Source organism: Synechococcus sp. H60.3, assembly GCF_047462295.1.
Taxonomy (GTDB): Bacteria; Cyanobacteriota; Cyanobacteriia; order Thermostichales; family Thermostichaceae; genus Thermostichus.
On record NZ_JANSIY010000046.1, the window covers coordinates 13,368 to 19,177 of the forward strand.

General features: G+C 58.7%; 5 protein-coding genes and 1 pseudogene. 4 read left to right on the top strand and 2 right to left on the bottom strand.

Going from position 1 to position 5,810, the window contains the following annotated elements:
- Nucleotides 1–6 precede the first annotated feature (6 nt).
- The gene (locus NW841_RS06735) at nucleotides 7–771 is read left to right on the top strand and encodes a phosphatidate cytidylyltransferase (protein ID WP_414385929.1); all 765 of its coding nucleotides are present in this window, start codon (nucleotides 7–9) and stop codon (nucleotides 769–771) included.
- Nucleotides 772–913: 142 nt separating this feature from the next.
- Here NW841_RS06735 and NW841_RS06740 read toward each other — a convergent pair whose 3' ends face one another.
- A complete protein-coding gene (locus NW841_RS06740) occupies nucleotides 914–1,351 on the bottom strand; it encodes a putative iron-sulfur cluster-binding metallochaperone (RefSeq protein ID WP_414385927.1) in 438 nt (145 codons plus the stop codon).
- A 44-nt stretch (nucleotides 1,352–1,395) separates the two neighbouring features.
- Complete coding sequence (locus tag NW841_RS06745) at nucleotides 1,396–1,818, bottom strand: heavy metal-responsive transcriptional regulator (RefSeq protein WP_414349108.1); 423 nt, start codon at nucleotides 1,816–1,818, stop codon at nucleotides 1,396–1,398.
- 182 nt (nucleotides 1,819–2,000) lie between these two features.
- Between NW841_RS06745 and NW841_RS06750 the strand changes: the two genes are divergently transcribed.
- The 3 genes and pseudogenes from NW841_RS06750 to NW841_RS06760 all read left to right on the top strand — a co-directional run bounded on the left by NW841_RS06750 (nucleotide 2,001) and on the right by NW841_RS06760 (nucleotide 5,702).
- Nucleotides 2,001–4,739, top strand: a complete 2,739-nt coding sequence (locus tag NW841_RS06750; protein WP_414385928.1) for a valine--tRNA ligase — start codon at nucleotides 2,001–2,003, stop codon at nucleotides 4,737–4,739.
- Nucleotides 4,740–5,004: 265 nt separating this feature from the next.
- Nucleotides 5,005–5,139, top strand: a pseudogene (locus NW841_RS06755) (RNA recognition motif domain-containing protein); the annotation flags it as partial.
- Nucleotides 5,140–5,381: 242 nt separating this feature from the next.
- On the top strand, nucleotides 5,382–5,702 hold the full coding sequence (locus tag NW841_RS06760) for an RNA recognition motif domain-containing protein (RefSeq protein ID WP_414335402.1): 321 nt from the start codon (nucleotides 5,382–5,384) through the stop codon (nucleotides 5,700–5,702).
- The last annotated feature ends 108 nt before the right edge of the window (nucleotides 5,703–5,810 follow it).

Below are 5,810 nucleotides of genomic sequence, written 5' to 3' on the forward strand. Positions count from 1 at the left end.
GTCACCCTGCTAGGGGGCTGGTACTTCACGGCAGCCATTGGGCTGATTATTTTTCTGGCGCAACTGGAGTTCTTTCGCTTGGTGCAGGCCAAGGGCAATGCACCGGCCATGCGCACCACCATGTTTTCCAGCCAGGTGCTGGTGATTTTGCAGCAGGTTAAGCCGGAGTGGACCAGCCCTGCTTTTATCGTGGCCGGTTCTGTGATCTGCTTTTATCTGCTTTTTAAGCCCAAGCTGGCCACTATCGCCGACATTGCCACCTCGATTTTGGGATTGTTTTACTGCGCGCTGTTGCCCAGCTTCTGGATCCGCGTCAGGGCTTTGTCTTTTTCCCAAGGACTGGGGGAAGGGCTGTGGATTACGCTGTTGGCTATTGGCTGTGTCATTGCTGCCGATGTAGCGGCCTACCTCTGTGGGCGGGCCTTTGGGCGCACCAAGCTCTCCCTCCTCAGCCCCAAAAAAACGGTGGAAGGGGCCGTGGCCGGGATCGCGGCCAGCATGGCCCTGGCCATGGCCGGAGCCTACTATCTGAACTGGCCCTGGCGCTGGTGGAGCGGCAGCGTGCTGGGGTTTTTGATTGGGCTAACGAGCCTGTTGGGCGACCTAACGGAATCGCTGATGAAGCGGGATGCCGGTGTCAAAGACTCCGGGGATCTCATCCCCGGCCACGGCGGCATTTTGGATCGGGGCGATAGCTACGTCTTTACCGGACCTCTAGTGTTTTACTTTATGGAATGCCTGGAATGGCTCAACGCCTATTTCAGCCGATAATTGCGATAATTCCCACCCCAGCCGAGAAGATTCTAGACACAAGTTTGCCTTTAGAAGGTTGGACAATCTGTGCGCAATCCTCGTAGGAATGGTACGACCAAAGCTACCCTTGGAACGGAGAAATCTCTGGTCTTTTGGCTCTTCAGCTATCTCGTTCCTCAACCTTCTCTTGCTGCACTTCTAAGATGACCTGCCTGACATTTTCCAGACAGCAAAACCCCTGGGGGTTGTTGACCTGGCAGCCACAGCGCCTGGCTTTGATGTGGGTGGCAATCTCGGCAAGAATGGCCTGGGGCGTTGTGGATCCCTGCAGCTCCTGCCGAATGCGCCGGCGCGTCCATGCAAAACAGTAGCAGACGGGTACGTCCTCGCCACTTTCTTTTTGAAAGACTGGCACCTTGAGGTCGTCAACCCCAAAGCTTTGACCTTGCTCAGAAAAATAAACAACAGGACAAATGGGATCCCGGCAAAACGCATAGTTGCTGTCCGCATCCAGTTGTGCCAAAGCTCGAGGGAACAGCAGGCTCTTCAGGGTAATCAGTTGAACCGGGATCCCTTGCTCCCCGCTCCTTGGACACAAGGGCTGCCAAGCATTAGCAGAAAATGGTGCAAGGGGTTCTCTTGTCATGGGTTATCGAGCTGTTGTTGGAAGATAGTGCAAGAGGAACTTTTCTCTTGTTCAGAAAATTTCTGTTGACACTGTTCAATAAGTGTCGATAGCTCCCCTTTGAGTTCCTGCAGATGGGCAATTGACTTATCGATTTGTCTAAGTTTTTCCGTTAGCTTTACGTACACCTGCCAGCAGGGCAGAGCTTGCCCGTTCTCCTGAAGCAAGAGCAGTTCTTTGATCTCGGCCAGGGTAAGTCCCAAAGCCTTGGCGCGGGCAATAAAAGCCAGCCGCTCCAGCTCAGGCTCCCCGTAGAGGCGATAGCCCCCCTCCGTCCTGCGCGGTTTGGGAATGAGCCCCAGGCGCTCGTAGAAGTAGAGGGTTTGGGGACTGATGCCCAACTTCTCGGCTACCTGACCCACCCGCAGCAGTTCAGACATGCCCGGTTCTATACCCTCTCTCCAGCAGCTCTCCTAGCCTAAACCCTATAGCTAACTACAAGGTCAAGAGGGATCCCCCGCAAGTCCACCCCGGCAAAGAGAGCCGCAAGAGCCCGTCAGGCTAAAGTAAGCCTGCTAACCTATTAGGGTAGTTCTTCGAGAAGCCCTGGCCTAGATTCGGCATGACTGCTGCACCTGCCCTTGCCCACCTGCCCAGCCAGTACAACCCCTTTGCAACCGAGCCGAAGTGGCAGCGCTTTTGGGAGGAAAAGGGGTTTTATGTGGCGGATCCCAAGGCGCCGGGAGAAGCCTTCAGCATGGTGCTGCCCCCGCCCAACGTCACGGGCAGCCTCCACATGGGCCATGCCTTTGCCTTTACCCTGCCGGATGTGGTGGTGCGCTACAAGCGCATGCGCGGCTACAACGTCCTCTGGCTGCCCGGCACGGATCATGCCAGCATTGCCGTGCACACCATCCTGGAAAACCAACTGCGCCAGGAGGGCAAGAGCCGCTTTGACCTGGGCCGCGAGGCTTTTCTGGAGCGGGCCTGGGCCTGGAAGGAGCAATCCCAGGGCACCATCAAAAGCCAACTGCGGCGCCTGGGCCTGTCGCTGGACTGGACGCGGGATCGCTTTACTCTCGATGAGGGGCTGAGCCGGGCAGTTACGGAAGCCTTTGTCCGCCTCTACGAAGCAGGGCTAATTTACCGGGGCGAGTATTTGGTCAACTGGTGTCCGGCCACCCAGTCGGCCGTCTCCGACATTGAGGTGGACAACAAAGAGGTCAAGGGCCACCTCTGGCATTTCCGCTATCCCCTGGCTGCGGATCCCAACCAGTACCTGGTGGTGGCCACCACCCGCCCCGAGACAATGCTGGGGGATACAGCCGTGGCGGTCCACCCCCAAGACGAGCGCTACCGCCATCTCATTGGCCAGTTCGTGCGGCTGCCCATCAAGGAGCGCCTGATCCCCATCATTGCCGACGAGTACGTGGATCCCTCCTTTGGCTCCGGCTGTGTCAAAGTTACCCCAGCCCACGATCCCAACGACTTTGAGATGGGCCGGCGCCATCAGTTGCCCTTGATCAACATTCTCAACAAGGACGGCACCCTCAACGAGAACGGGGATCCCTTCACCGGTCTGGATCGCTTTGTGGCCCGCGAGAGGGTGGTGCAGTGGTTTGCCGAGCACGGTCTGCTGGAGAAGGTGGAGGAGTACACCCACAGCGTGCCCTACAGCGACCGCGGGGGTGTGCCCATTGAGCCGCTGCTCTCCATTCAGTGGTTTTGCGATGTTTCCGGCATGGCGGCCCGCTGCCTGCAGGAGGAGCGGGAGCACCACAACCCCCGCTTTATTCCGGAGCGCTGGACCAAGGTTTACACGGGCTGGCTGGAGAAGCTGCGCCCCTGGTGCATCTCGCGGCAACTGTGGTGGGGGCACCAGATCCCGGCCTGGTACCCCGTCATCGACGGCCAGATCCCTGAGGATCCCCAGGCTTTTGTGGTGGCCCGCAATGCCGAAGAGGCCTGGGCGAAGGCACGGGAGAAGTTTGGCCCGGCCCTCGAGCGGCTGGAGCGGGATCCCGATGTGTTGGACACCTGGTTTAGCTCGGCTCTGTGGCCTTTTTCCACACTGGGCTGGCCGGAGGAGACGGAGGACTTCAAGCGCTACTACCCCACCTCCCTCATGTCCACGGGCTTCGACATCATCTTCTTCTGGGTGGCCCGCATGGCCATGATGGGAGTGCAGTTTACCGGCCAGATCCCCTTCAAAGATGTCTACATCAACGGCCTGGTGCGGGACGAGCACGGGGCAAAAATGTCCAAGTCCAAGGGCAACGGCATCGATCCCATCGAGCTCTTGGACAAATACGGCACCGACGCCCTGCGCTACGCTTTGGTTAAAGAAGTGGTGGGGGCAGGGCAGGATATCCGCCTGGCCTACGACCGCAAGACGGGCGAGAGCGCCAGCGTGGAGGCGGCCCGCAACTTTGCCAACAAGATCTGGAACGCCTCCCGCTTTGTGCTCCTGAACCTAGAGGGGCAAACCCCCGCCCAACTGGGATCCCCGGCTCCGGAGGCGCTGGAGCTGGCCGATCGCTGGATCCTGTCGCGGCTGCACTCCACGGCCACCCAGGTTATCGAAGAGCTGGAAGCCTACGGCCTGGGCGAGGGGGCGCGGCTCTTGTATTCCCTGATTTGGGATGACTTCTGCGACTGGTACATCGAGCTGGCCAAGCCGCGGCTGCGGGGAGAAGACCCAACCTCCAAGCGCACGGCACAGCAGGTGTTGGCCACTGTGCTGGAGACCATCCTCCGGCTGCTGCACCCCTGGATGCCCCACGTCACCGAAGAAGTCTGGCAGCTCCTCACCCAGGCCAACCAAACCACCTCCATCTCCGTCCAGCCCTATCCCGCCCCTGACCCTAGCTGGATTAACCCGCAACTGGAGCGGGAGTTCGGCCTGGTGATCCAGACCATCAGCAGCTTGCGCAACCTGCGGGCAGAGGCTGGCCTTAAGCCCCATCAAACCATCACGGCTCTGCTGGTTACCGAGGATCCCGACGAGCAGCGGATCCTCACCGCCGCTCAAGCCTACATCCGCGATCTGGCCAAGGCCGAGTCCCTAGAAATTACGGGATCCCTGGCCAGGGAACCCAAGCAGGTGGCGGCTGCCGTAGTGGGCACGGTGCAGGTGCTGGTGCCCTTGACGGGGCTGGTGGATGTGGAGGCGCTGCAGGCTAAAGTGCAAAAAGATCTGGCCAAGCTGGAAAAAGAGGCGCAAGGGATCCGCGCCCGCCTGGAGAACCCCAATTTCCTCAGTCGGGCCAACCCGGAAGTGGTGCAGGCCAGCCGCGAGCAACTGGCAGAGCTGGAGGCCCAGATGCAGCTTTTGCAAGCCCGCCTGGAAAAGCTGGGCTAGGGCAACGGGGAGCGCTCTCCTTTGGGGCTCTTGACCTGGGCAGCCGACTTGCGTAGCCTCGAGCTCAATAGCACCGGCTATTTTGCTATTTTTGTGCAAGGGGAGTGGCCATCCCCCATCTCTGTGTTATGATGAAAGCTAATTCGAGATAGATGTCGGTTGTAGCGTTCGGTTCTTCTGATCTTGACGGGTTTTCACGTTTTGTATTGGCAGACGGCTCTCCGAATATCTCGCCCTTTGTTCCTCTCTCTTTCGGAGATCGTCGATGTCAATTTATGTAGGTAACCTTTCCTTTAAGGTGACGGAAGCGGATTTGACCGCTGTTTTTGCTGAGTACGGTTCCGTGAAGCGGGTGCAGATCCCTACCGACCGTGAGACAGGCCGCATCCGCGGTTTTGGGGCTAGGGCAACGGGGAGCGCTCTCCTTTGGGGCTCTTGACCTAGGCAGCCGAATAGCACCGGCTATTTTTGTGCAAGGGGAGTGGCCATCCCCCATCTCTGTGTTATGATGAAAGCTAATTCGAGATAGATGTCGGTTGTAGCGTTCGGTTCTTCTGATCTTGACGGGTTTTCACGTTTTGTATTGGCAGACGGCTCTCCGAATATCTCGCCCTTTGTTTCTCTCTCTTTCGGAGATCGTCGATGTCAATTTATGTAGGTAACCTTTCCTTTAAGGTGACAGAAGCAGATTTAACCGCTGTTTTTGCCGAGTACGGTTCGGTGAAGCGGGTGCAGATCCCCACCGACCGGGAGACGGGTCGCATCCGTGGTTTTGGGTTTGTGGAAATGAGTTCTGAGGCCGAAGAGCAGGCTGCTATTGCCGCTCTGGATGGCGCAGAATGGATGGGCCGCGACCTCAAGGTCAACAAGGCTCGTCCGCGAGAAGAACGCCCCACCTCAGGCTTCCGCTCTGGTAACGCCAACGGCGGCGAGCGGCGGCGCAACTTCCAATCTCGCTATTAAAACGCCTGCTGAGGCTTCTCGGTTTGAGTTTGCCCCTCACCCCCGGCCCCTCTCCCAGAGCGTCCCTCACCCCCGGCCCCTCTCCCAGAGCGTCCCTCACCCCCGGCC

Coding starts and splice junctions, on each gene's coding strand:
- NW841_RS06745 (WP_414349108.1), bottom strand. CDS start 1,818: ATGTCTGAACTGCTGCGGGTGGGTCAGGTAGCCGAGAAGTTGGGCATC.
- NW841_RS06750 (WP_414385928.1), top strand. CDS start 2,001: ATGACTGCTGCACCTGCCCTTGCCCACCTGCCCAGCCAGTACAACCCC.
- NW841_RS06760 (WP_414335402.1), top strand. CDS start 5,382: ATGTCAATTTATGTAGGTAACCTTTCCTTTAAGGTGACAGAAGCAGAT.